The sequence below is a fragment of the Arthrobacter sp. P1_B9 genome (assembly GCF_056406495.1).
In genome coordinates, this window is sequence record NZ_JBFUAA010000001.1 from 363519 (window position 1) to 388883 (window position 25365).

At 68.1% G+C, this 25365-nt stretch carries 20 protein-coding genes; 14 read left to right on the top strand and 6 right to left on the bottom strand.

Annotation, left to right across the window (positions count from 1 at the left end; genetic code table 11):
* Window positions 1–182 precede the first annotated feature (182 nt).
* The 9 genes from AC1D1A_RS01530 to rsmD all read left to right on the top strand — a co-directional run bounded on the left by AC1D1A_RS01530 (window position 183) and on the right by rsmD (window position 14481).
* Window positions 183–2828 carry a hypothetical protein gene (locus tag AC1D1A_RS01530; RefSeq protein WP_476946981.1) on the top strand — a complete coding sequence of 882 codons (2646 nt, stop codon included), beginning with the start codon at window positions 183–185 and terminating at the stop codon, window positions 2826–2828.
* A gap of 481 nt (window positions 2829–3309) precedes the next feature.
* A complete protein-coding gene (locus AC1D1A_RS01535; protein WP_476946982.1) occupies window positions 3310–4992 on the top strand; it encodes a glycosyltransferase family protein in 1683 nt (560 codons plus the stop codon).
* A 14-nt stretch (window positions 4993–5006) separates the two neighbouring features.
* Window positions 5007–6260 carry a UDP-N-acetyl-D-mannosamine dehydrogenase gene (gene wecC / locus AC1D1A_RS01540; RefSeq protein ID WP_476946983.1) on the top strand — a complete coding sequence of 418 codons (1254 nt, stop codon included), beginning with the start codon at window positions 5007–5009 and terminating at the stop codon, window positions 6258–6260.
* The gene (locus AC1D1A_RS01545) at window positions 6257–7156 is read left to right on the top strand and encodes a hypothetical protein (RefSeq protein WP_476946984.1); all 900 of its coding nucleotides are present in this window, start codon (window positions 6257–6259) and stop codon (window positions 7154–7156) included. Before wecC ends, AC1D1A_RS01545 begins: the two co-directional genes overlap by 4 nt.
* Window positions 7143–9317, top strand: a complete 2175-nt coding sequence (locus AC1D1A_RS01550) for a glycosyltransferase family protein (RefSeq protein ID WP_476946985.1) — start codon at window positions 7143–7145, stop codon at window positions 9315–9317. Before AC1D1A_RS01545 ends, AC1D1A_RS01550 begins: the two co-directional genes overlap by 14 nt.
* A gap of 143 nt (window positions 9318–9460) precedes the next feature.
* Entirely contained in the window at window positions 9461–10486 is a 1026-nt protein-coding gene (gene thiL, locus AC1D1A_RS01555; protein ID WP_476947066.1) for a thiamine-phosphate kinase, read from the top strand.
* Window positions 10487–10508: 22 nt separating this feature from the next.
* Window positions 10509–11585, top strand: a complete 1077-nt coding sequence (locus AC1D1A_RS01560; protein ID WP_476947067.1) for a DAK2 domain-containing protein — start codon at window positions 10509–10511, stop codon at window positions 11583–11585.
* Window positions 11575–13827, top strand: a complete 2253-nt coding sequence (locus AC1D1A_RS01565; RefSeq protein WP_476946986.1) for an ATP-dependent DNA helicase RecG — start codon at window positions 11575–11577, stop codon at window positions 13825–13827. Before AC1D1A_RS01560 ends, AC1D1A_RS01565 begins: the two co-directional genes overlap by 11 nt.
* Before the next feature lie 39 nt (window positions 13828–13866).
* A complete protein-coding gene (gene rsmD, locus AC1D1A_RS01570) occupies window positions 13867–14481 on the top strand; it encodes a 16S rRNA (guanine(966)-N(2))-methyltransferase RsmD (RefSeq protein ID WP_476857249.1) in 615 nt (204 codons plus the stop codon).
* Here rsmD and AC1D1A_RS01575 read toward each other — a convergent pair.
* Genes AC1D1A_RS01575 through AC1D1A_RS01585 form a run of 3 tightly spaced genes read right to left on the bottom strand, consistent with a single transcriptional unit; the run spans window position 14478 to window position 17331 of the window.
* Window positions 14478–15263 (bottom strand): spermidine synthase, encoded by a 786-nt coding sequence (locus AC1D1A_RS01575; protein ID WP_476946987.1) that lies wholly within the window; start codon window positions 15261–15263, stop codon window positions 14478–14480. The genes rsmD and AC1D1A_RS01575 overlap by 4 nt on opposite strands.
* A gap of 2 nt (window positions 15264–15265) precedes the next feature.
* A complete protein-coding gene (locus AC1D1A_RS01580) occupies window positions 15266–16474 on the bottom strand; it encodes an aminotransferase class I/II-fold pyridoxal phosphate-dependent enzyme (RefSeq protein ID WP_476857250.1) in 1209 nt (402 codons plus the stop codon).
* Complete coding sequence (locus AC1D1A_RS01585) at window positions 16471–17331, bottom strand: SDR family NAD(P)-dependent oxidoreductase (RefSeq protein ID WP_476946988.1); 861 nt, start codon at window positions 17329–17331, stop codon at window positions 16471–16473. The genes AC1D1A_RS01580 and AC1D1A_RS01585 overlap by 4 nt, the downstream gene beginning before the upstream one ends.
* A 102-nt stretch (window positions 17332–17433) precedes the next feature.
* Here AC1D1A_RS01585 and coaD point away from each other — a divergent pair, with 102 nt between their 5' ends.
* The 5 genes from coaD (at window position 17434) to mutM (ending at window position 20598) form a co-directional block, all read left to right on the top strand.
* Window positions 17434–17934 carry a pantetheine-phosphate adenylyltransferase gene (gene coaD / locus AC1D1A_RS01590; RefSeq protein ID WP_223916485.1) on the top strand — a complete coding sequence of 167 codons (501 nt, stop codon included), beginning with the start codon at window positions 17434–17436 and terminating at the stop codon, window positions 17932–17934.
* Between the two features lie 174 nt (window positions 17935–18108).
* A complete protein-coding gene (locus AC1D1A_RS01595; protein ID WP_079553424.1) occupies window positions 18109–18633 on the top strand; it encodes a YceD family protein in 525 nt (174 codons plus the stop codon).
* A gap of 36 nt (window positions 18634–18669) precedes the next feature.
* Window positions 18670–18873, top strand: a complete 204-nt coding sequence (rpmF, locus tag AC1D1A_RS01600; protein WP_009356569.1) for a 50S ribosomal protein L32 — start codon at window positions 18670–18672, stop codon at window positions 18871–18873.
* Between the two features lie 21 nt (window positions 18874–18894).
* Complete coding sequence (gene rnc / locus AC1D1A_RS01605; protein ID WP_079553422.1) at window positions 18895–19617, top strand: ribonuclease III; 723 nt, start codon at window positions 18895–18897, stop codon at window positions 19615–19617.
* A 9-nt stretch (window positions 19618–19626) separates the two neighbouring features.
* On the top strand, window positions 19627–20598 hold the full coding sequence (gene mutM, locus AC1D1A_RS01610) for a bifunctional DNA-formamidopyrimidine glycosylase/DNA-(apurinic or apyrimidinic site) lyase (protein WP_476946989.1): 972 nt from the start codon (window positions 19627–19629) through the stop codon (window positions 20596–20598).
* On the opposite strand, the gene AC1D1A_RS01615 is transcribed toward mutM, so the two are convergent.
* From AC1D1A_RS01615 to AC1D1A_RS01625, 3 genes are read right to left on the bottom strand one after another with little or no spacing between them, the layout of a single operon-like run.
* The gene (locus AC1D1A_RS01615; RefSeq protein ID WP_476946990.1) at window positions 20534–21571 is read right to left on the bottom strand and encodes an NAD-dependent epimerase/dehydratase family protein; all 1038 of its coding nucleotides are present in this window, start codon (window positions 21569–21571) and stop codon (window positions 20534–20536) included. The two genes, mutM and AC1D1A_RS01615, sit on opposite strands and share 65 nt — an antisense overlap.
* Window positions 21568–24267 (bottom strand): alpha/beta fold hydrolase, encoded by a 2700-nt coding sequence (locus AC1D1A_RS01620; protein ID WP_476946991.1) that lies wholly within the window; start codon window positions 24265–24267, stop codon window positions 21568–21570. Before AC1D1A_RS01620 ends, AC1D1A_RS01615 begins: the two co-directional genes overlap by 4 nt.
* On the bottom strand, window positions 24261–25283 hold the full coding sequence (locus AC1D1A_RS01625) for a 3-oxoacyl-ACP synthase III (RefSeq protein WP_476848951.1): 1023 nt from the start codon (window positions 25281–25283) through the stop codon (window positions 24261–24263). Before AC1D1A_RS01625 ends, AC1D1A_RS01620 begins: the two co-directional genes overlap by 7 nt.
* Between the last annotated feature and the right edge of the window lie 82 nt (window positions 25284–25365).

Here is a 25365-nt window from a genome sequence, read left to right on the forward strand (position 1 = left end):
GTGGCGAAATGGTGCGCCGGTACTGCGCCAAAACTTGCACAAAAGAATGCGTGATGCAGTTGTGATTTTGGAGATCAAAGTTACTGGGGTGACAGATGTGGATTGCCGTTTATGCTGTAGGCAACTTACGTCGCTCCCACCAACAGGTCTCCACCTGCGGTCTCACCCCTAAGCGAGCAATCTTGCGAAAACTAAACATAACGGCAACCGTGATTGCCGCCGTGATGCTGGCAGCAACCTTGCCGCAGGCCGCCGTGGCCGCTGTCGAGGTGCCGGCCGCCGGACAGGTGTCCGCCGGAGCGCTGGCGCCGTCGGCTGTCATGCAGACTGGTGCCGTGCCGGCGGTGTCGGATCCAAGCCCGCAGGGGCAGGTGGATGACTTTGTGCGCCCGGAACCTCCCGCAGGCAGGGCAAAGTCCGAGTACACCTACGTCAGCGCGCCGCTGGCCGGCACGTTGAAAACCACATTGGTGACGGTGCAGCTGGCCGACAAGACTGCAGCCGAAACGGACGCGGCCGTCCCCATGGCCGCGGCGAAGGCCTCGCTCAGCGCCGCTAACCGCTACTGGGCCTACGCCACCGCGGGCCGGGTGGACATTGCGCTGGCCTCGTCGCGCCAGCTGCACAAGTCCGCCGCGACCTCCAAGCAGTCGCCGGCGCAGATTGTGGACATCGTCTCCCAGGAGCTGGGCTGGACGCAGAGTTCTTACACGGCACTGGTCATGTTCATCCCCGGCGCATACCTCACCAACGGCGCCGCGGGCATGACCTACAGCAACGGCAACATTGGCGGCCGCATCCTGATGCCGCAGAACAGCCGGCTCTCCACGCCGGTCCTGGCACATGAATTCGGGCACGCCCTCGGCATGGACCATGCCAACAGCCTGCTGTGCGGCAGCGGCGCCATGGACGTGGCCTCCGGGTCGTTCGCCGGGTTTGCGGATGCCACCTGCAGCATCAAGACCTACGGCGACAACCTGGACCTCATGGGTATCTCGCACTTCGACCTCATGCCGGAAATCAGCGCCAGCTTCTGGGAAATGGGCCGGTTCGGCAACGGTAACGAGATCGCCAACCTGGGCACGGTATCCGCCCCCCGTACGGTGAACCTCAAGCCTTGGGCCGGAGCAGGCGCCAGCCGCGCAGCGAAGTTCACGGACCCGAAATCCGGCGAGGTGTACTTCCTGGAACTCCGCACCCCGGTCGGTTACGACTCAGTCATTGCTCAAAACGGAAACCGCGGCGTGAAGATCACCCAGCAGGGCGGAGGCAACTCCTCGATCCTGCTTCCTCCCAATACCCGGGCAACCGCCTTCAACGGCTACTACAGCAACACCCAGGCCTGGCAGGCCGGCCAGACCTTCACAACGCACGCCGGCACCAAGGTCTCTATTGACGCTGTCAGCAACACCGCGGCCACCGTGACGATCCGTCCGCCGGGTGCGCCCGCGAAGGGCTACGTCGAGTCCATGGGCATCACCAGCTCCGGCACCACAGCCCGCCTGAACGTCGCCGGCTGGGCGTACGACTCGGCCAAGTCCTCCGAATCGTCCACGGTCCACATCTATGTGACGCCGCCCGGCGGTACTGCCACGGGCTACGCCGTGGCGGCCAATCAGGCCCGCCCGGATGTAAACAAAATCATGCAGGTGACCGGCAACCACGGGTTCACCCGCTCGTTCAACCTGACCGCCGCCGGGGTATACAAAGTCTGCGTGTACGCCCTGGGCAGTGTCGAAACCGTGGATCTGGGCTGCCGGTCCCTGAGCCTGGCCGGGTCGGCGCCCACAGCCGGGTATCTCGAGTCGCTGGGGCTCACCAGGGTCACCGGGGTGACAGTTCTGCGGGCGACGGGTTGGAGCTACGATCCCGGGACGCCCACCGCGTCCATCCCGGTCCGTCTTGAGGTGACGGATCCGGCCGGTAAGACGACGACGAAGGCCATCACGGCCAACAAGGCCCGAAGTGACGTGAACCTGGTGATGGCTGTGACCGGAAGCCACGGATTCGCCTCGGACATCCCCGTGACCATGAGCGGCAAGTACAAGGTGTGCGCCTACGGCGTGGCCGTCAGCCCGTTCAGCCAGGGCACAAGCCTCCTGGGCTGTAAATACGTGACGCCGCAGGCAACACCGGCGCCGATCGGATATCTGGACAGTACCGTAGTCAAGACGGACGCAGCGACGGCAACCGTCACGGTCGCCGGGTGGAGCCTGGATCCCGGAAGTCCGGCCGCATCCGTTCCGGTGCACCTCTACGTCACCGACCCCAAGGGGGTGACGACGAGCGCGGCCTATACCGCCAACAAGTCGCGCACGGACGTCAACCAGGTCATGGGGGTCACCGGGAACCACGGTTTCCGCGTGGCACTGCCGGTCGAGACACCGGGCAGCTACAAGGTCTGCGCCTACGGGATCGCCATCAGCGTCTTCCCGCTGGGCAACAGCCTGCTTGGCTGCTCGACGGTGCGTGTTGCAGCCACACCGGCGCCGATCGGATATCTGGAGTCCCTCAAGGTCCAACTCGGCGGTACGGGATCGGCCATTGTGGCCACCGGCTGGGGACTGGACCCGGGCATGACAGGGGCGAGCATTCCCGTACACCTCTACGTCACGTCTCCCGACGGCACCACGAAGGGGACGGCCTATGTGGCCAACGGGTCGAGGCCCGACGTCAACTCGGTCTTCGGAGTCTCCGGCAACCACGGATACCGGATTGTCTTTCCGGTGACGAAACGCGGTGTGTACACCGTGTGCGCTTGGGGGCTGGGCGTGGCCGGGATGTCGTCCGGCAACACCCAGTTTGGCTGCCTCAAGACCACGTTCTAGACGGCTCGCTGCAGCTGCCGGTCACCCTCACGACCCGCCATCAGTTTTACTGATGGCGGGTCGCCCTTTTTAAGGGCGGCCCTTCAGGTCTGCGAATGCCGGACCTGAGGGTCCGCCGGAATATGTAAGCCAGTCTCCGGGTGCCGTTAGCCGTCAGTTCACCTTGGACCCCAATTCTCTTTATCTGGGACACCTAGCTTCGATGAGGAAACAAAAGTATTCACCTTCTTTTGGCGGAGTGTAGCGAGAGGAACTGATGGGCATCGTCGGCGACATGCGAAATAGCCTGTGGCATTTGAGAACACGTTGCAAGGCCCACTTTCAAAGGCGGAGGCCACACCGGAGAACAGAACGGACCCACGCCGTTTCGCCCGGGACGAATGGTTCAGCGGGCCAGTGGGCGGGGCGGGGGCCAAACCGGCAGCTGCAGTTCACCCCATACGAAGCTTCCGGTCCGGGACCGCGGCGCCCGGACCTGAGCGTGGGCGTGATCCTGGACGATTTCACCCGCACGTCCTTTGCGTTCGAATGGAACCTGCTCGAACTGCGCAAGGAACTGTGGCGTGACCAACTGGGAGCGACCCGCATCGATTTCCTGTTCGTGGAATCTGCCTGGAACGGAAATTCCGGCTCCTGGCAATACCAGCTCACCGGCTCCAAGGGGCCGGGCGTCGAGCTGGTCCGGCTTGTGGAGTGGTGCCGTGCCCGCGGCATTCCGACCGTCTTCTGGAACAAGGAGGACCCACCGCATTACGACGACTTTCTTCCGGCAGCAAAGTTGTTTGACCACGTCTTCACCAGTGATTCGGACCGCATTCCTGATTACGTGAGGGACTTGGGCCACCACAGGGTGGGCACCCTTCCCTTTGCCGCGCAGCCCGCCCTCCACAACCCCGTCCGGCCAGGACACGGATGGCACTCGCGAGGCGTGGCTTTCGCCGGAATGTATTTCGCCCACAAGTATCCCCAACGCCGCGCCCAGATGGACATGCTCCTGGGCGCGGCCATGACCGAAGCCGGAACCGGCGGCGCCGAACTGGAAATATTCTCCCGCCAGCTGGGCGGGGACCAGAACTACCAGTTCCCGGAGCCGTTCGACCAGCACGTAGTCGGCTCATTGAATTACGCCCAGATGCTGACGGCATACCGGGCGTACAAGGCGTTCCTGAACGTCAACTCGGTGATCGAATCGCCCAGCATGTGCGCCCGCCGGATCTTCGAGATCTCCGCCTCGGGCACACCGGTCGTCTCCGCTCCCAGCGCGGCCATAGCGCAGTTCTTCGAGGACGATGAGGTTCTGGTCGCCGCAGCCCAGCCGGAGGCGGAAATCATGCTGCGCAAGCTGACGTCCAACCCGGAGTTCAACGAACGGGTGGTCCACAAGGCCCAGCGCCGGATCTGGGGAGCGCATACGTACGCGCACCGGGCAGAATCCATTGTCCGGGCGGTCGCGCCGGAGCGATGCCGGCCCGTGGCCCTTCCCTCCGTCAGTGCGCTGGTGAGCACAACTCGTCCGCAACAGCTGGACCAAATATTTCAGACCGCCGGCGGCCAGGCCGGCGTCGACCTGGAGCTCATCGTGCTGACCCACGGCTTTGCGGCCGCCGACGGTCTCTGCGCCGAGCTGGCGCACGCCCACGGCGTGGCGAAGTACCAGGTGCTCGCCGCCCCGGCCGCACTGAGCCTCGGCGAGTGCCTCAACCGGTGCGTTGAAGCATCCACGGGTGCGGTGCTCACCAGAATGGACGACGCCGACTATTACGCGCCAAACTACGTCGCCGATCTGCTGTACGCGCTCAGCTATTCCGGGGCGGCCGTGGTGGGGAAGCAGTCCCACTACACGCACCTGCGTTCCAGCCGGACCACCATGCTCCGCGCCGCACACCAGGAGCACCGGTTCGGCCGGCGGGTGATGGGACCAACCATCACTGCACACAGGGAGGTCTTCGAGGCGCACCCGTTTGAGGCGCTGGACCGGGGCGAGGACACCGCCTTCCTGGCGTCCGTCGCGGCTTCCCAGGGCTCCATCTACGCAGCCGACAGGTTCAACTACTGCCAGATCCGCCCCGGCACGGCGAACGGGCCGGGCGTACCGGCCGGGGAGCCCGCAACGGACGGCGAGATTCAAATTTTCGACAATCCACGTGAATTCATCACGCTTTGATAGGGGTTACCAGATTGACTGACTTTCGGACCATCGCCGTCATTGGACTGGGGTACATCGGGCTGCCCACAGCCGCGATACTGGCAACCAACGGCCTTGACGTCATCGGCGTTGACGTCAATCAGCGGACGGTGGACGCAGTCAACGAGGGGCGTGTGCCCTTCGTCGAGCCAGACCTGGGGATCCACGTCGCCGGTGCCGTCAGCCAGGGCCGGCTCAAGGCAACCACCGAAACGCCCGCCGCTGATGCGTTCATAGTCGCCGTTCCGACGCCGTTCACGGCGGACAAGAGGGCTGACCTGAGCTACATCGAGGCGGCCGCACGCGGGATCGCGCCGGTGTTGCAAGGTGGCGAACTGATCATCCTTGAGTCCACGTCGCCCCCGGGGGCAACCCGCCATCTGGGCGAGTACATCGTCTCGCTCCGGCCGGACCTATCGCTGGACGGCGCCGACGGCAGGCCCGCGATTCTCCTGGCCCATTGCCCCGAGCGCGTCTTGCCCGGCAAAGTCATGATCGAGCTTGTCACCAACGACAGGATTGTTGGCGGGATCACCCGGCGCGCCGCCGATCTCGCGAAAGACCTGTATGCGGTGTTTTGCCAGGGCGAGATCCTGATCACCGACGACGTGACGGCGGAAATGGCCAAGCTGGTGGAAAACTCCTACCGCGACGTCAACATAGCGTTTGCGAATGAGCTTTCGGTCATCAGCGAAAAGTTGGGCATCAACGTCTGGGAACTGATCCGGCTGGCAAACCACCACCCCCGCGTCGACATCCTGCAGCCGGGACCCGGCGTCGGGGGTCACTGCATCGCCGTCGATCCCTGGTTCATCGTCGCCGCAGCACCTGCCGAGTCGCGCTTGATCAGAGCGGCCCGGACCGTCAACGACGAGAAGCAGCGCTGGGTCCTGGACCAGGTGCGTGACGCGTTTGCCGGCCTGCCCAGGAACGCCGAGATTGCCGTCCTGGGGCTCGCGTTCAAGGCAAACATTGACGACCTGCGTGAGTCTCCCGCCATTGACATTGCCCAAGGCATCGCCGAATCGATGCCGGCCACCCGGATCAACGTCGCCGAGCCCCACATCGACAGCCTGCCCGGGCGCCTGCAGCACCGGGAGAACGTCCGGCTGGTGCCCTTGGAGGAAGCAGTGAACCGTTCCTCGCTCGTGGTGGTGCTTGTCGACCACGACGCCGTCCGGGCCCTGCCCGCCGAAGCCTTGGCCGGCAAGCTCCTCGTCGATACCCGGGGAGTCTTCAGCTCATGATCGATCGGCTCGTTCAGACACTGCGCACAGCCTTCAAAAGCCGGGTGGTCATGGCGATGGCCTTCTGCGGCGCGGCCGCAGTACTCAGTGGAATCCTCTGCCTCGTGCTCAGGCAGCCGGCGCTCGCGGTTCTGCCCCTGGCACTCTTCGCACTCATGGCGGTGATGGCCGTCTCGCAGCTGGTCAGTATGCGGTGGCTGCAGGAAACCGAAGCCCGGAAGGCCCACTCGCGCAACAGGGAACTGCACGAGCTGGTACGCGGGCTGTCCGCACCGGCGGCGAAGGCCAGTGCCCCCGCGGCGAAGGCCACGGCTCCCGCGGCGGAGCGCACAAAGTCCGTTCCCACCGCGGCTCCGACTGCCGGACGGGCAGTCGGCCGGCTCGCGGCCGCTGTGACAGATGACCGGGACCGCCAGGCCAAAATCCTCCGCTACCTCGGAGCGCCTGTAACGGCGCCGTGGGGCGGACGGGTTGTCTACTCGATCATGGGCCAGGAGCTTTACCGGTACTTGGGCGATGCCCACGCCCTGGAACCACTGCGGCCGAGCACCATCGCGGCCCAGATCGCGAACGGCCGGGGGTCCGCGCTGGTTATCGATGACAGCGCCTTCACGGCCGGAATCTGGTTCGGAGCCGATTCCGCTGCAGGGACGCTGCTTGCCAACGAAATACTCCGTGCCCTCGCTGAGTGCAGGTCCCAAGGGATGYCGGCCTATTTTGTGAGAACACGGTTGGAATCAGATATCTACACCACGGATTTCGAAGCAGCGTCGGATGTGGTGTTTTCGGAGCGTTCATCCCTGGCGGAGTGGACCGAAGACTACCGGTTCGGATTGCTCACTTCGCTGGAAACTTTTGCCAAAATGAACAGAGGAGCGCTCATTGGCTCGCCCTGATACCACCGGGTCCATGCGGAAGATCCTCCTCTACGGGGACGTCGACCTCAACATCATCGACGGGTCCGCGGTCTGGCTCGTCTCCATGGCCGAGGCGTTATCCCGAACGGGCTCCGAAGTCTGCGTACTTCTCAAGACCCAAGTGTCGAAGACGCGGCTGCTTGACCGGATAGCTGACATGCCCGGCGTGGAAATCGCCCAACCTGGCGAGAGCGCGGACATCGAGGCGCTGCAGCCCCGCACCGCAGCCCAGCGCATGGCCCAGCTTGACGCGCAGCGGCCGTTCGACGTCGTGATCGCCCGAGGCACCCAGGTCGCGGCGCACGTCGCAAACTCCAAAGTCCTGGGTCCCAAGTCGTGGCTCTACATCACGGACATCGCCCATCCCGGCTCCCGGCTTTCCGAAAAAGACCGCGCGGTGCTCAGAAGGACCGTCGGACAATGCCGGCGCTTCTTCGTGCAGACTGAGGCCGCACGCTCCTACGTTGAGGCGACGATTCCCGAGGCCGCGGGAAAGACCCTGGTCCTCACGCCCATGGTGCCCGATGAATACTTTGACCTGCGGGGAGGCTCATCCGGCACCGGCCGGAAACTGAGTGCGGTCTACTCCGGCAAGTTCGCCAGGAAATGGCGGACCCTGGAAATGTGCTCCCTCCCGGTGACGGCCGGGGAACACAACCTTCCCCTGGCGTTGACGATGATCGGTGACAAGTTCCAGCACGACCTCCAGGACCCGCAGTGGTCGGCCACGATGGAGGCGGCGGTGGGCTCGTCGGGGATCGACTGGCTGGGCGGGATGTCCCGTGATGAGGCCGCAAAGGAAGTCAGCCGGCACGACGTCGGGTTGAGCTGGCGGGATCGAAGCATGGACGCCAGCCTCGAAATTTCGACCAAGGTGCTCGAGTACGCGGCCCTTGGGGTGCCGCCGATGGTGAACCGCAATGCTCAGCACCTGGAGCTTTTCGGCGCGGACTATCCGCTGTATGTCGACGACGATTCGGCGGAGGGCGTTCTCAGCACGCTTCTGGCGGCGAGGGGATCCCTTGCCGAGCTGAAGGAGGAAGTGTCCAATCGTGTCCGGTACTACTCGATTTCAGCATCGGCGGCCCGGCTGAAGGCCTATTTCGAACGGTCCGAAGGCGACTACGCCCGCAGCCCGCGGTCCAGGCAAAAGACGCGGGTGCTGATTGCCGGTCACGACCTAAAGTTTGCGGGCGAGCTGGTGTCCGTCCTCGAGATGCGGGACGACATCGAACTCGCCTTCGACCACTGGACCTCACTTCATCAGCACGACGTCAAGGAGTCCGAGCGGCTCAGGGACTGGGCCGACGTGATCATCTGTGAATGGTGCGGGCCCAACGCCGTCTGGTACTCGAACAACAAACGGCGGAGGCAGAAGCTCATTGTGCGTCTTCACATGTTCGAGCTCAACGGCCCCTGGATGAGCGACGTGGCCGCCGAAAACATTGACTCCCTGATCTGCGTCTCGCAGCTCTACGTGGATCGCACCCGTGCAAGTACCGGCTGGACCGGCACCGCCATCCGGGTCATCCCGAACGCCGTGGACGTCATGGACCTCCGCAGATCCAAGGAACCGGATCATCGCTTCCGGCTGGGGCTGGTGGGCATCGTCCCCATGCGCAAGCGCCTGGACCGCGCCCTTGACCTGCTCGAGGAGCTGTTGGATGAGGACCCCAGGTACACCCTGCATGTCCGCGGACGAATGCCGTGGGAGTATCCGTACGAATGGAAGAAGCCGTTCCAACGCGAGGCGTACCTGGAGATCTTTGATCGTATCGGCAGGTCCCCGGCGCTGCGGGATGCCGTGGTCTTCGAACCGTTTGGCCCCGACATGGCCTCCTGGCTGCGCAAGATCGGATATGTCCTATCGCCCAGCTCGGACGAGAGCTTTCACCTCGCCCCCGCCGAGGGCATGGCATCAGGCGCCGTACCGCTGTTCTGGCAGAGGCCCGGAGCGGATGAAATATTCAGCAACCGCTGGACCCGGGGGACAACGTCCCAGATCCGGGCCCTGGTCTCGGCCCTCAACGGTTCGCCCCAAGCGTATGCAGAGGAGTCACGGGCCGCCGCCGAATACGTCGGGCGGTTCGATATGCGGTCCACAGGCGAGGCCTGGCTGGAGGAAATACTCAGCACGTGAAGCCACGGCCCGGCACGGTCAGTCCCTCGCGGTAGCGTAGGGCTGTGCCTGAAACTGTGCCCGAACCTGTGCCCGAAACCGCTGTCCCCGAAACCGCTGTCCCCGAAACCGCCGTGCCCCATGCCCTGCCCGCGGACGCCGCACTGACCGTTGCCGGCCTCTCGGAGTCCCAGCTGCTGGGACGCATCTTTCCGCGGCTGACGATCCCGCAGCCCAATGGCGGACCGGCGGCGGCGTCGTACTTGCTGCTGGGGCCGGGGGACGACGCCGCGATTGTCGCCGCGCCGGACGGGCGGACCGTGCTGAGCATCGACACCCAGGTGGCGGACCAGGATTTCCGGCTCGAATGGAACAACGGCTACCGGACCACCGGGTACGACGTCGGCTGGAAGGCCGCGGCGCAAAACCTCAGCGACATCAACGCCATGGGCGCCCGGGCCACGTCCGTTGTGGTCAGCCTGACCATGCCGCCGGAGACCCTCGTCTCTTGGGTGGAGGATTTCGCGGACGGCCTCGTGGCCGGCATCAGGGGCCTGGGGGCTCCGGCCTGCGCGGTGGCGGGCGGCGACCTCGGCCGCGGCCGCGAACTGGCGGTCAGCGTGGCGATCCTGGGGACCCTTGACGGCAAGGAGCCCGTCCTGCGCTCCGGGGCCCGGCCGGGGGACACCGTGGCCCTGGCGGGAACAGTGGGCCGGGCCGCCGCCGGGCTGGCGTTGCTGGAGTCGAGCGTCCCGGTGGGCGCCCTGACCGCCGGGCAGCGTTCCCTCCTGGACACCCAGTGCAGGCCGCAGCCGCCGCTCGCCGCCGGACCGCTGGCCCGTGAGGCGGGGGCGTCCGCCATGATGGACATCTCGGACGGCCTGGTCCGGGACGGAAACCGCATGGCGGCCGCCAGCCGCGCAATGCTGAACCTGGACGCCGCCGCCCTGAAGGAGCTGGCCGCCCCGCTGCTGCCGGCGTCGGAGCTGCTGGGGGCAGACCCGATGGCCTGGGTCCTCGGCGGCGGTGAAGACCATGGGCTGCTCGCCACTTTCCCGGCAGGGGTTCCGCTCCCTCCCGGGTTCACTGCGATAGGCTCGGTAGAGGCCCCTGCACCAACCGAAAGCACGGGAGTAACGATCGCGGGCAGGCCCGCTGACGCTGTGGGATGGGATCACTTTGCAGACTAAGATTGCCGCCAACGCGCAAGCGATGAAGCGGTGGTTGGGCAAGGCGGAAACCACGCTCGGCAACCACAGCGACCGCCTGAACGCCATCAATATCTTTCCGGTAGCCGACGGCGACACCGGCACCAACCTCTACCTGACTGTCCGCGCCGCGGCCCACGCCGCGGACGCCGCCGTGCCGGGACACCCGGACGGGGCGGCGCACGCGGCGCCGGACCCGACCCTGCATGACGTTGGCGCCGTCCTGGCGCAGGCCGGCCAGGTTGCCATGGAGCAGGCCCGCGGCAACTCGGGAACCCTGTTCGCCGTCTTCCTCTGCGCTGCCGCCGAACCCCTGGCCGGGCACACCCGGATCAGCTCACCCCTGCTGGCTGCGGCCCTGAACCGGGCCCAGATCCGGGCCTGGTCCGCGCTGAGTGATCCCGTGCCCGGCACCATGCTCTCCGTCATGGAGGCTGCCGCCCGGGCCGCGGCCGCCGTGGACTCCGCACACGACGGCGATGACAGCAACCAGACCCTGGGCCTGGCCCTGGACGCCGCCGTCGAGGCGGCCCTGGCCGCCGTGGTCCGCACGGAGGAGCAGCTCGCTGCCCTGCAGGCCGCCCACGTGGTGGACGCCGGCGGCGTGGGCATGCTGCTCATCCTGGACTGCCTCCGTTCGGCCGTGCTGGGCGAGGAGCTCCAGAGCGAACTGCTGGACGGACTGCACGGCTACGACGTCCAGGATCCGCATATCCACGTCGGCATGCCGCGCGACGAAGGTGTCGAAGTCATGTGCACCATTTCCCTGTCCCCGCTGGACGCCGCCATGATGCGCCAACGGCTCGACGAAATGGGCGACTCGGTGATCATGAGCCAGGTCGGCGGCGGCGCCGACGCCGCCGGGCTCTACCGCTGGCGCGTCCACGTCCACGTCCTGGATGCGGACCTCGCCGTCGCGCTGATCCGTTCCCTGGGCGAGCCCACGGACATTTCCGTGAGCGAGCTCGCAGTCCCGCGCGACCCGGAGGCACCGGCCGCCACAGTTGCCGCCACCGCAGCCCCTTCAGTTGCCACTGCGCGTGCCGCCGAAACCCGAAACCCCGACGGACATGCACGCTGAACTTGAACTGGGCCTGGAGCGCCGCATCGGCAAGCGCTCCGCGGCTGTCATCGAAAAACACCTTGGCATCACCACTGTCGGCGGGCTCCTGAACTATTTTCCCCGCCGCTACCTCAGCCGCGGCGAGCTCACACCCATCAGCGAGGTCCCGCTGGACGAGGAAGTGACCCTGATCGCCCGGGTGGTCTCCAACAGCACCCGGCCCATGCGCGCCCGGCGTGGTTCCCTCACCGACGTCGTGATCTCCGACGACGCCGGCGGTGCCGCTTCCACGCGGGCCGCCGGCGCGCTGCCGGGCACGCTCAAGGTCAGTTTCTTCAACGGGTTCCGGGCCAAGGCCGAGCTGCAGCCGGGCCGGCGCGCCATGTTTTCCGGCAAAGTCACGCGCTACGCCGGATCCCTCGGCCTGACCAACCCGGATTTCCTGCTGCTGGACGAGGACCCCGAAACGCCGGGCATTGACCCCGAGAAGCTCGCCGCCATGCCGATCCCGGTGTACCCGGCCACGGCGAAACTGACCAGCTGGTCCATCCAGAAGGTCATCTCGACGCTGCTGGACACCGTGGAACTGGAAACCCTCGGCGACCCGCTGCCCGCCGAGATCGCGGCGCGGGAGAAGTTCCTGCCGGTCGCGGACGCCTACCGGCTGATCCACGCCCCGCAAACCCCGGCGGACTACCAGCGGGCCCGCGACCGGTTCCGCTACCAGGAAGCCCTGGTGCTCCAGTCGGCCCTGGCCCGCCGCCGCGCCCAACTCGCCGCCGAGGAAGCGACCGCCCGCCGCCCGGCACCGGACGGGCTGCTGCCCGCCTTCGACCGCCAGCTCCCGTTTACGCTGACCGCCGGCCAGGCCGCCGTCGGTAAGACGCTCTCCGATGAGCTCGCCCAGGACTCGCCCATGAACCGGCTGCTGCAGGGCGAGGTGGGCTCCGGCAAGACGATCGTGGCACTGCGCGCCATGCTGCAGGTGGTGGACGCCGGGGGACAGGCTGCCCTGCTGGCGCCCACCGAAGTCCTCGCCGCCCAGCACTATGAATCCATCCGGCGCACGCTCGGACCGCTCTCCCGGGACGGGATGCTCGGCGGGTTCGGCCCGGACGCCGTCCAGGTCACCCTGCTCACCGGCTCCATGCCCACCGCGGCGCGGAAGCAGGCCATGCTCGACGCCGCCTCCGGAACGGCCGGAATCGTGATCGGCACCCACGCCCTGCTCAGCGACAACGTCTCCTTCTACGACCTTGGCCTGATCGTGGTGGACGAACAGCACCGCTTCGGCGTCGAACAGCGCGACGCCCTCCGGGCCAAGGCCAGCAAACCGCCGCACCTGCTGGTCATGACCGCCACCCCGATTCCCCGGACCGTGGCCATGACCGTGTTCGGCGACCTCGAAACCTCCGTGCTCGATGAGCTCCCCGCCGGCCGCGCCCCGATCTCCACCCACGTGGTGGGGCTCGCGGAACACCCGGGGTGGGCCACCCGGATCTGGTCCCGTTCGCGGGAGGAGATCGACGCCGGCAACCAGGTCTACGTCGTTTGCCCCAAGATCGGCACGGACGACGACGGCGACTTCACCCCGGGCGAGGCCGCACCGTCCGCCGCGGACCTCGAAGGCGAGAACGGTTCCCGGGAACTCGCCTCGGTCACCGGCGTCGTGGAACATCTCCAGGACGAACCGGCCTTGGCCGGGGTGGCTGTGGCGCCCCTGCACGGCCGGCAGGACCCCGTCCTGAAGTCCGAAACCATGGCCTCCTTCACGGCCAACCAGACCAAACTGCTGGTCTCCACCACCGTGATCGAAGTCGGCGTGGACGTCCACAACGCCACGCTCATGGTGATCCTGGACGCTGACCGTTTTGGCATCTCCCAGCTCCACCAGCTGCGCGGCAGGGTGGGCCGCGGCGGGCTGCCCGGAACCTGCCTGCTGGTCACCACCCTGGAGCCGGGCCATCCGAGCCGGCGCCGCCTGGATGCCGTAGCCGCCACCACCGACGGCTTCGAACTGTCCCAGGAGGACCTCAAGCTCCGCAGGGAAGGCGACATCCTGGGCGCCTCGCAGTCCGGCGGGCGCTCTACGCTGAAGCTGCTGCGCGTCCTCGAACACGAGGACGTGATCGCCCGGGCCCGGCAGGACGCCCAGCGGATCGTGGCCGCCGATCCGGCGCTGGCGGGCCAGCCCCGGCTTGCGGCCGCGATCGATGAATACCTGAACCCCGAGAAGGAGGCGTTCCTTGAACGCGGCTAGGACCACGAGCCAGGCAAACACGTCCGCGGGGGTCCGCGCATGAGCCGGATCATTGCCGGTGCGGCCGGCGGCAGCACGCTGAACAGCGTGCCCGGGAACCTGACACGGCCCACCACCGACCGTGTCAAGGAGGCCCTGTTCTCCAGGCTGGACGCCTTCAACGTCATTGCCGGCGCCCGCGTGCTCGATTTGTACGCGGGATCCGGCTCGCTGGGGGTGGAGAGCGGCAGCCGCGGCGCGGACTCCGTGGACCTGGTCGAATTCGACGCCAAGGCAAGCGCCGTCTGCCAGCGGAACGCCGATCTTGTCAACACCGTCACGGGCCGCAAGGTGGTCTCCGTGCACCGCTCTAAGGTCGAATCGTTCCTCGACCGGGCCGCCGGCTCCGCGATCTGGGACCTGGTGTTCCTGGACCCGCCCTACCCCCTGGACGAGCCGGCCCTCGCTGCCGTGCTGGCCAAGCTGGTGCCGCACCTGGGCGAGGGAGCGGTCGTGGTGGTGGAACGGTCGTCCCGGAGCCCCGAACCGGCATGGCCCCAGGGGATGGAACGGTTTGCCGAGAAGAAGTACGGCGAAACCCGGCTGTGGTTCACCGAGCCCGGCGTGGAAGCCGCGGACGCTGTGGAAGCCGTGGACCTGGAAGCAGGGGACTAGCCGGCCAGCGCGTCCAAATCGACGCCGGCGAGCAGCCGGGCCGGATGCGGACCGCGCGCCGTGAGCGCCGCCGTCCAGACCTCCGGCCACGGCCCCTGCGTCCCGGTCAGGATGATGTTCCCGGGGTACCGGCCAGTGAACATTCCGGCCTCCGCGAAGGCCGAGACGTCGGCCATGGCCCGGCGCATGGCCGCGATCTGGCTCCGGACCAGGGTCAGTCCGGGTTCGTCGCCCACGTTGACGATCAACACGCCGCGCAGCGTCAGCCGGGCCGCCGCCTCCTGGTAGAACCCGGTACACGCGATGTGTTCCGGCGCCTCCGGCCCGGAGAAGATGTCCAGGATCACGACGTCGAAGCGCAGGTCCGCCGGAAGCCCGGCGAGAGCGTCGCGGGCATCGCCGATCACCGTGTGCAGCTCGGTTCCCTCCGGCAGGGGCAGCTGCGCGAGCACGAAGTCCAGCAGTTCCCGCTCCAGCTCCACGGCGTACTGAACCGAGCCGGGCCGGGTGGCCTGGATGTAGCGGGCCAGCGTCAGGGCCCCGGCGCCCAGGTGCAGCGCCGTGATCGGCTCGCCCCACGGGGCGGCGAGGTCTACCACGTGCCCGATCCTGCGCAGGTATTCGTAGAAGATGTCCGCGGGGTCGGCCAGGTTGACGTGGGACTGCTCGGCGCCGCCGATGCTCAGCACGAAGCCGCCGTCGGTAAAGGGATCCGGTTCGATTACGGCGTGCTGCCCGGTGGTCCGCAGGAACCGCGAGGCCCCGGGTTGCTGCCCGGCCATGTTCACAGCCTGTCGCGCAAGGTCGCCAGCCGCTCGGCGGCCTCCTCCAGAACGTGCAGCTGCTTGCAGAACGCGAAGCGGAGCAGGCTGCGGGTGCGTTCGGCGCCGTCGGCGTGGCAGAAGACGGGCACCGGGATCGCGGCGACGCCCACGAGGGCCGGCAGCCTGCGGGCCAGCTCCACGGAATCGGTGATCCCCAGCGGTGAGGTGTCCACGTTGACGAAGTAGGTCCCCTGCGGGGTCAGCACGTCGAGGCCGGCCGCGCGCAGTCCCTCGCTGAGGATGTCGCGCTTGTACCGGAGGGTGTCGGCGATGCCGGCGTAAAACTCGTCCGGAAGCCCCAGGCCCACCGCGATCGCGGCCTGGAAGGGCGTGCCGGAACTGTAGCTCAGGAACTGCTTGACCGTCCGGGCGGCGGCCACGAGCTCCTCCGGCCCGGAGAGCCAGCCGATCTTCCAGCCGGTGAAGGAGAACGTCTTGCCGGCCGAGGAAATGGTCAGCGTGCGCTCCGCCGCCCCGGGCAGCGTCGCGATCGGGATGTGCCGCACACCGAACGTCAGGTGCTCGTACACTTCGTCTGTGACGATGACGGTGTCGTATTTCGCGGCCAGTTCGACGACGCGCTCGAGCACCTCGCGGGGGAACACCGCTCCGGTCGGGTTGTGCGGATTGTTGATCAGCACCACCTTGGTGCGGTTGCTGAACGCGGCCTCGAGTGCGGCCAGGTCCGGCATGAAATCCGGGGCCAGGAGCGGGGCGGTGACGTGCGTGGCGCCGGAGAGCCCGATGATGGCGCCGTAGGAGTCGTAGAACGGCTCGAAGGTGAGCACTTCATCTCCCGGACCTACCAGCGCGAGCAGGGCGGCGGCGATGGCCTCCGTGGCGCCGGTCGTGACGATGATTTCGGTCTGCGGATCCGGGTCCAGCCCGTAGAACCGCTGCTGGTGCACCGAGATCGCCTCCCGCAGCGGCAGGATGCCCTTGCCGGGCGCATACTGGTTGGCTCCGGCGGCGATCGCGGCCTGGGCGGCCTCCTTGATCTCCACGGGGCCGTCCTCGTCCGGGAAGCCCTGGCCAAGGTTGATGGCGCCCGTGCTCAGGGCCAGGGTGGTCATCTCCTCGAAGATCGTCACGCCCAGCGAGCCATCGGGGGAGAGCAGGTTGGCGCCGGTTGCGGCGCGCTGCCACGGCAACGGCATGAGGGGGCTCATCGGGTGCCCGCCTTCTCGTCCCGGCCGGTGAAGCTGTCCATGGTGGTGTAGATCCCAAAGACCTTTCCGCCCACGAAGTCCCACGCCCGCACCGGCAGTATGCCCTTGAGTACTTTCCCCAGCGTGGCCATGGCGGGGGCGATCAGCAGCGGCCGCCCGGCGGCCGTAGCGCGCCATGCCCTGTCCACGGCGTCCTCGGGCGTCATGAGCGGGGTCAGCAGGGGACCGCGGGCTCCCTCGAACATGCCGGTGGAAATGTAGCTGGGGCAGAAGGTGGTGACTTTCAGGTGGCCGTAGCCCTGCTGTTCAAGCTCGAGCCGGAGCGAGTCGCTCCAGCCGATGACGGCCCATTTCGAGGCCGCGTACACGCTCATCCGCGGATTCGAGACCGTGCCGGCGGCGGAGGCAACGTTGAGGATCCGGCGCGGGCGGCCGGCGGCGGCCATCATGTCCGGCAGGAACTCCAGGGTGACGTACATGGGGGCGAGGGCGTTGATGTCCATGGTCAGGGCGATGTCACGGTCCGGGGCGTGGTCCCAGAAGTACGCGCCGCGGACAATCCCGGCGTTGTTCACCAGCAGCGCCAGCGGCCCCTCGGCCCGGGCCTCCCGGGCGGCGCCGGCAATCGCGGCGCGATCCGCCAGGTCCACCGTGCGGGGGACGGCGCGGGCGCCCAGGGCGGCAACTTCAGCGGCGGTGCCGGCCAGGGCATCGGCGTCGACGTCCCAGAGGATCACCACACCGGCGCCTTCCCGGGCGGCGCGGAGGGCGTAGAGCCGGCCCATGCCGCTGGCGGCACCGGTGACCAGGACCACGCCGCCGTCCACGGTGAAAGGCGGCGCAGTGACAGGCTGCACAGTGACAGGCCGCACAGTGAAAGGAGAAGTCGCGCGATTGTTCGATGCTGACATTCAGCCATGTTATCCCGGGCTGCGGCGCGGATACGGTAGGTTCGGAGCATGAGACGCGCTGTTTGCCCTGGCTCTTTTGACCCCATCCACAATGGACACCTGGAAGTCATTGCGCGTGCCGCGGGCCTCTTCGACGAGGTGATCGTGGCCGTGTCCACGAACTATTCCAAGAAGTACCGCTTCAGCCTGGAGGAGCGGATCGACATGGCCAGGGAAACGTTCGCGTCCTTGCGCGGGATCGTGGTTGAACCCGTGGGGGAGGGTCTCCTGGCCGAGTACTGCCGGCAGCGCGGTGTGTCGGCGATCGTCAAGGGCCTGCGTTCGTCCTCGGACTTCGACTACGAACTGCCGATGGCCACGATGAACCGGCAGCTGACCGGTGTCGAGACGGTGTTCCTGCCGGCGGAAAGCCACTACCTGCACCTGTCCTCCACCCTCATCAAAGAGGTCTTCGCCCTCGGCGGGGACGTCTCGGACTTTGTTCCCCGCTCCGTGCTGAAACGGCTGGCCCCGGGCGAGCCGGTCCCGAACCGGGCGCGCAAAGTGTAAGCTTGACCGGTACTCGGCGGCCTGCTGCCGGTTGCGAGGCCCGAATCCGAGGCCGCTTGTGGTGTGAACCGCCGGCGTGCCCCCGGTTTGAGTCCGTCCGGAAGTTCAGGCTAAGATAGTACGTCGGTCATATGTTCAACAGGAGTTCTCATTAAACGAGATGCTAGTTCGCCCTTGGCGTTCGACGTCAAGGACCTCGGACGCAGTCCGGGAAGCATGCGGACGCTGACGGAACATGTACCCGCGCCAAGTGATCTTGGCGTGGCGCTCATTGGCGTGCAGGAAGGCTCGGATGTCGAGCTGGACCTGCGGCTTGAGGCCGTACACGAAGGAATTCTGGTATCAGGAACCGCGCACGTTGAAGTTACTGGCGAATGCGGCCGATGCCTGGATCCCCTTGCGTATGACCAAGAGGTTGATGTGCAAGAACTTTTCTTCTACGAGGATGCTGTGTTCTCCGACGAAGAAGACGAAGAAGAGCAACGTCGAGTCGAGCACGATCTGATCGATCTTGAGCCGGTGTTGCGGGACGCAGTTGTCACCATACTGCCGTTCCAGCCGGTGTGCCGGGAAGACTGCCAGGGCCTTTGCTCCGAATGTGGAGTGCGCCTGGAAGACGAGCCGGGGCATCACCACGAGGTCGTAGATCCTCGCTGGGCCGCCCTGGCTGACTTGGCTAAGCCTGACCGGCAAAACTGATTTGTAAGTGTTTTTCTAGAGAGAAATGAGTTAGCCGTGGCTGTCCCGAAGCGGAAAATGTCTCGCTCGAATACCCGCGCCCGCCGCTCCCAGTGGAAGGCAACTGCCCCCCACCTGGTGAAGACTGTCGAGAACGGCCAGGTCACGTACAGCCTGCCGCACCAGGCAAAGGTCGTTACCGACTCGGCTGGCACTGCGCTGTTCCTTGAGTACAAGGGCCGCAAGGTCGCAGACGTCTAATCCGCCAACAGGCTGAAAAAGATGTCTTCAACTGAAGAGCTTCTGAAGCGTCTCGGTGTCACTATTGACGCCGGGACGCTTCGTCTTGCGCTCACACACCGTTCCTACGCCTACGAAAACGGCGGCATCCCCACCAACGAACGGCTCGAGTTCCTGGGCGACTCCATCCTGGGGTTCTCCGTAACGGACGCGCTGTACCGTGACAACCCCACGCTGCCCGAAGGCGACCTGGCCAAGCGCCGCTCCGCCGTCGTCAGCACCCGGGCGCTGGCCGGCATCGGCCGCAGCATCGGGCTGGGGGAGTACATCTACCTTGGACAGGGCGAAAAGCTCACCGAAGGCAAGAACAAGGCCTCCATCCTGGCGGACACCATGGAGGCGCTGATCGGCGCCACCTACCTCTCCAACGACATCGAGACTGCCCGGCAGCTGGTCATGCGGCTGGTCGGCCCGCTGTTGAAGGACGCCGCCGCCCTCGGCGCGGGCACCGACTGGAAGACTTCCATCCAGGAGCTCGCCGCCAGCCGGCAGCTTGGGACCATCAACTACGCGGTCGACGGCTCCGGGCCGGACCACGCCCGGACGTTCGAGGCCGTGCTGCGGATCGGCGGCACGGACTACGGCACCGGCACCGGCAACTCCAAGAAAGAGGCCGAACAGGAAGCCGCCGCCGACGCCTGGCGCCGGCTGACCGCCCCGTCCGCGCCGGATCCGCAGCAGCTGCAGTCCCAGACCGGCAGCTAGGCAGCGGCGTTGCCTGAACTGCCCGAGGTCGAGGTGGTCCGGCGCGGCCTGGTGAGCTGGGTGCGCGGCCGGACCATCACCTCCGTCGAGGTGCTGGACCCGCGCTCCCTGCGCCGGCACGCCCTGGGACCGGACGACTTTGCCGGCAACCTTGAAGGCGCGCGGGTCCTGGACGTGGTCCGCCGCGGCAAATTCCTGTGGATGCCGCTGGCGGACACGCCCGCCCCGCCCGGAAACGGTACCCCGGCCGGCGGGCCCGCCCCCGCTGTCGCGCTTATGGCCCATCTGGGCATGTCCGGCCAGCTGCTTATGCAGGACCCCGGCGTTCCGGACGAAAAACACCTGAAGGTCAGGCTGAGGCTCAGCCCAGCCGACGGCATGCCCGAACAGCTCCGGTTCGTGGACCAGCGCATCTTCGGCGGCCTGTTCCTGACCTCGCTGATCCCCACCGACGACGGCGGCCCTGGCGGCCTCGCCGAAGTGCCGCTGCCGCTCATCGCCGAGGAAGCCGCGCACATTGCCCGTGACCCGCTGGATCCCTGGTTCTCCTTCGAGACCTTCTACCGGCGCCTGCGGGCCCGTAAAACCGGGCTCAAGCGGGCGCTGCTGGACCAGGGCCTGGTGTCGGGGATCGGCAACATCTACGCGGACGAGGCCCTCTGGACGGCGCGGCTGCATTACGCCCGGCCCACCGACACCCTGCGCCGACCCGATGCGCTGCGGGTCCTCGACGCTGCCCGTGCGGTCATGACGGATGCCCTGGCCGCCGGCGGCACGAGCTTCGATTCGCTCTACGTCAACGTCAACGGAGCCTCCGGGTACTTCGACCGTTCCCTGAACGCCTACGGCCGGGAGGGGCTCGAGTGCAAGCGCTGCGCCGCCGCCGGCCGGGTCAGCCGGCTCCTGCGGGAACAGTTCATGAACCGGTCCTCGTACACCTGCCCCGTCTGCCAGCCCCGGCCGCGGAACGGACGCTGGTAGGGGGCGTCCGGGCGTAGTGCCCGGCCAGCCTCGCCAGGCCCTCGTCAAGCGAAACGGCGGGGGCCCAGTTGAGGAGTTCACGGGTCTCGCGCTGGTCGAACCAGTGGGCCGTGGAGAGCTGCTCAGCGAGGAATCTGGTCATCGGCGGCTCCCCGGCCCGGCCGGACCTGGACCACACCTTCTCCACCACCGATCCCGCAGCCCGCGCGAGGCTGCCCGGCACCGTCCACGACGGCGCAGGGACGCCGCCCGCGGCGCAAATGCCCGCCAGCAGCTCACCGACCGGGCGGGGTTCGCCGTTGCTGACCACGAGCGCCCGGCCGTGGATGTGCTCCATCCGGTCAAGCGCGGCGACGATGGCCGAAGCGGCGTTGTCCACGTAGGTCGTGTCGATCAGGGCCGCACCGGCGTCGAGCAGCGGCAGGCGGCCGCGGCTGGCACGTTCCAGCACCCGTTCCACCAGCTGGGTGTCACCCGGGCCCCAGACGATGTGCGGGCGCACCGCCGTGACCCGGAAACCTGGCGAGTCCGCGGCCAGCGCCAGCAGTTCGGCCTCGGCCTTCGTGCGGGAGTAGTCACCGTGCGCGCGGGCCGGGTCCGCCGCCTCGGCGCCCAGCCCGGCGATGGCGGCCCCGGAATTGGCCACGGACGGGGAGGAGACAAACACCAGCTCCCGCACACCGGCCTCGCGGGCGGCCCGGAGCAGGCGGCGCGTGCCTTCGACATTGACCTCGTCGAACTCCGCGGCACGGCCCGTGAAGGACACCTTCGCGGCCAGGTGGATGACGCCCTCGGCGCCGGAGACGGCGCGGCGCACGGCGGCCTCGTCCGCAACGGACCCTTGGAGGTCCGTTACGCCGTCGACGCCGGAGGGGCGGCGCTGGAACGTGCTGACGGCATGGCCCTGCCGCACCAGCAGCCGTGCCACCTCCCGCCCGAGCAGCCCGCTCGCGCCGGTGACGAGGACCCTCATGGCGTGCCCGGACGGCCGCCGGCCAGCACCGCCGAAGCCCACCGGGCCAGGCGGCTCCGGTCGATCTTGGCGTTGTGGCGGATGTCGGTCGGCTGGGAGGGGACAGCGAGCACGGCGGAGACACTGACCCCTGCCGCGCGGGCGGCGTCCCGCACGCGGCCCGCCAGCTGCGGCGCGGCGGGACCGGCCCGGCGGACCGGCGGAACGGTTTCGACGACGGCGACGACAGCCTGCGTCCCGGACGGACCGACCCCGACGACGGCTGCCATCCCGACGTCGTCCAGGCGTTCGATGGCCTGCTCGGCGCCCACCGGCGTCACCACGGCGCCCGGGGCCGTCACGACGTGCACGAGGCGTCCTTCCACCCAGAGCCGGCCGGCGGCGTCGAGGTGCCCCACGTCGCCGGTGCGGTGCCATCCGGCCGTGCGGACGCTCTCGCGCTGGGTCAGCCAGAGCCGGTCGTAGGCTTCTTTCACGTGCGGGGCGCTGACGAGGATCTCCCCGCTCACTCCGGCCTCCCTGACGGGCTCGTTCCCGGGTGCGGTGCCGTCCGCGGCCAGCGGGATGATGGCCACGCGGGCGCCCTGCACCGGCCGGCCCACGCACACGCCGTTGCCGGCGCCTGCCATGGTTCCGGCGGCGGCGTCGGCCGCGGCGGCACGGATCTGTTCGAGGCTGATGTCCGTGACGGGCAGCGCCTCGGTCATCCCGTACGGGGTGTGCAGCGAGGCGCGCGGCAGCAGCCGCTGCACCTCTGCGAGGAGGGTTTCAGGGACCGGCGCGCCGGCGGAGAGCAGCAGCTCCACGCGCCCCAGCGCCTCGTGTCCGGCCCGGCTCAGGCCGGCCCGGGTGGCCAGGACGTTGCGCAGCGCCGCGGGCGAGGCGAAGACCACCGTGGCGTCGATGGCTGCTGCGGCGTGCGCCAGCGCGCTTGCCGTCAAGGTGCGGGGGGCGGTGACGTCCATGGCGGGCGTCACTGAAACGGCTCCGAGCGCCGGTCCCAGCAGGGCGAACGGCGCGAAGCCCGCCACCAGGCGTGCGCCCGGGCGGATCTCCAGCGTCGCGGCCACGGCATCGCGCATCGCTGCCAGCCGCCGGTGCGTGTAGACCACGCCCTTGGCGGGCCCGGTGGAACCGGAGGTGAACAGCACCGCGGCGGGGGCGCCCGGGTCCGGAACCGGGGCCGTGCCCGGGCGGGGGAGTCCGGGGCTGAGGCCGGCTCCGCGGCGGGCAAGGGCAGCGAGGGAGGTCTCGACGGCGAGGAGCCGGCGGCGGCGGGCCGGCAGGTCCCGCACACTGATGCGCCGCCCCGGCCAGCCAAGTACCGAGGCGGCCGCCAGGGCCTTGTCGATTCCAATGAGGAAGTCCGGGGTGGCGCCCTTCACCGCACGGCTCAGGCCGCGGGTGCCCAGGCCGGCGTCGGCCACGATGACCACCGCGCCGAGCCGCAGGCAGGCGTAGAGGACCACGGTCAGGTCCACGCCCGGGGGAACCATCAGGCTCACCCGGGTGCCGTTCCCTACACCGGCGTCCTGCAGGCCCGCCGCGAGGGCGGCGATGTTCTGTTCGAGCTCCTGCCAGCTGAGCGAACGGGCGACGCTGCCGTCCGTGACCATTTCCGCGACGGCGGTATCCCCGGCCGCCGGTCCCGCCGCCAGCTCGGCGAGGGGCGCCCAAAGGGGCGGGACCCCGGCGCCGGGCTCCAGGGGCCCGGCCCCGAATTCCAGCATCGAGTCGTCGGCCGGGCCGTCGGCCGGCCCGCTGTCCGGCCCGCACTCGGCCAGCCACTCGAAGACGGGCGCGGCGATGTCCCGGTCTTCCGCGACCAGGTGGCCGGCACCCTCGAAGCGGTGAACTTTCGCGTCCGGCAGCCGGCCGATGAGGTCCTTGAGGTACCGGTCGGAAAAGATCGGATCGCGCGGGCCCCAGAGCATCAGGGCCGGAACCCCCAGCCCGCGCACCCCTTCCGCGACGCGGCTGAGCGTCGGAAAGCTGGGATGGGACGCGTCGGCGGGAATGTCCGCGACAAAGTTCCCCACGCCGGCGCGTCGGCCGGCGCCGCGATAGGGGGCCATGAAGGCGCCACGGACATCCGCGGTGAGCGGCGGGCGGGCCAGGGCATGCGTCACGCGCAGGAAGCTGTCCGTCCCCGTCGTTCCCCAGCGGTGCACGGCAGGGTGCAAGGCAAACCGCAGCGCAGGCGGGATGCGGGCGCCGGAGGGCTGGTGCACGGCCGTGTTGGTCAGCACCACGCCGGCGAGCTGCTGCAGATGGGCCACGGCCCAGCCCAGGCTGATCACGCCGCCCCAGTCGTGGCCGACGGTGACGACCGGCCCGTCCAGGCCGAGCGCCGCGGTGAGGTCGCCCAGGTCGTTGATCCGGTCCTCCAGGCGCCGGAACGTGCCGGTGCGCTCGGAGAAGCCCATGTCCAGCTGGTCCACGGCCACCACGCGCCACGGATGTGCGGGGTCGGATCCGGCGGCCAACAGGGTCCGCCACAGGTAGGACCACGTCGGGTTGCCGTGCACGCACAGCAGGGTGCCGGCAGGAGTCAGGCCGCGGCGCGTGAGCTGGGCACCGTTGTCCAGCAGGTGCCAGCGGCGCACGGTGCCGGGCTCATCCGCGGCGGAGGTGGACGCCACATCGATCTCGCGCGACCATTCGGGGTCGACGCCGGGCCAGTCGGCGGCTACCAAACGATTTCCACCATGGCGGTGTTCAAGCCGGAACCGACGCCCATGCACAGCACGCGGTCCCCGGCGGCGAGAGTCTGCGCTTCGGCCGCGAGGGTCATGGGGAGGGAGGCCGGGCCCACATTGCCCCAATGCGGGAACGTGATCGGCACCTTGTCCGGGTCCAGGTCAATGGCGTTGATGATGGCCTGGGTATAGGCATTGCTCACCTGGTGCGTGACGTACCGGTCCATCGAGGCCCAGTCCCACTCCGGCTGGGCCTCGTGCCAGGCATCGACCACGAGCTGCAGGCCGCCGTCGAGCAGGCCTTTGGTGTCGGTGGCCATGCCGTCAATGCTGCCCACGCACAGTTCATGGTGCTCGGTTCCGGCACGCATCACGCCGCCGAGGACCCGGTGCGCCCCGGGGTGCTCGTCCGCCGGGCCCAGGACGGCCGCAGCGGCTCCGGAGCCGAGCGTCAGTGTGGCGAACTCGCGGTTGAAGTCCTCGCGGGTCGTCTCGGGCCGCTGCAGCCGGGCCAGGGTGGCCTCCTGCGTTGGCTGGGCGTCTTCACCGTTGACGATCATCGCGTACTTGATCTGGCCGGAGTCGATCATGTTGGCCGCCAGCGTCATGCCGTTGACGAATCCAAGGCAGGCGTTGGCCAGATCAAAGTTCATGGCCGACGAAGGCAGGCGCAGTCCGTGGTGGATCTTCACCGCGACGGACGGTTCGAGGTTGCGCCGCGTCACGGAGGTGTTGATCAGCAGGCCAATCTCGGACGCTTCGATGCCGGACTCGGCCAGGGCCTTTGCCCCCGCCTCGATGGCTGCGTCGTCGAACGATGTCCCGGGGGCCCACCAGCGCCGGTGCGTGATGCCCGCGACCCGTTCGAGCAGCTTCGGGGGGACCCTCAGCCGCCGCAGGGTCGAAGCCAGCCTGCGGTCGAAATCCATGGAACTGACGATCGTCGGAGCTTCGACGCTGCTTACCGAAAGTAGAGCGGTGTTGCTGTGCCGGAATGTTGCATTGCCTACCAATTCAAGCCCCTCTTCATGTCCGTCCTGCGCTCCGGCGGTGGCCGCTCACAAGCCCGAGAGCTTAACTATGCCCCGTGCAGGT